The sequence below is a fragment of the Deinococcus pimensis DSM 21231 genome, from assembly GCF_000519345.1.
GTDB classification, from domain to species: Bacteria; Deinococcota; Deinococci; order Deinococcales; family Deinococcaceae; genus Deinococcus_A; species Deinococcus_A pimensis.
Window position 1 is genome coordinate 28,149 of record NZ_KI912640.1, and the last position, 385, is coordinate 28,533.

Sequence of the window (385 nt, forward strand, 5' to 3'; positions counted from 1 at the left end):
CGACGAGCACGGGCGGGGCGCCCTCGGGGCGTTTCGTGTGGTCGCGGCTCACCCACGAGAGCACGTCGTGCCGCACCTCCAGCGCCTTCCACGTCACGTCGGGGTCGCGTTCGGGCCGGACGACGAGCGTCAGGGTGGGGTTCATGCGGACCCGCGCGAGGTCCGTGGCGGCGTCCCCGATCGGCAGGCCCTCCACGAGCGGCAGGAGCTGCGCCGGGGGCAGGTTGAGCGTCAGCTCGCGCGTCTCGTACGTCTCGCCGCCGCCCGTGTGGACCCGCCAGCCGCCGGACGTGCGCGACAGGGACTGACCTGCGCCTCCGTCACCACGTCGAGGTCGCGGGCGAGCTCGCGGCCCAGGGTGCTCATCCCGTCGAGGGGCGCGTAG

General features: G+C 74.8%; 1 pseudogene. It reads right to left on the bottom strand.

Annotation, left to right across the window (positions count from 1 at the left end):
• A pseudogene (locus tag DEIPI_RS39490) lies at window positions 1–196 on the bottom strand (NAD(P)/FAD-dependent oxidoreductase); the annotation flags it as partial.
• Window positions 197–385: the final 189 nt, after the last annotated feature.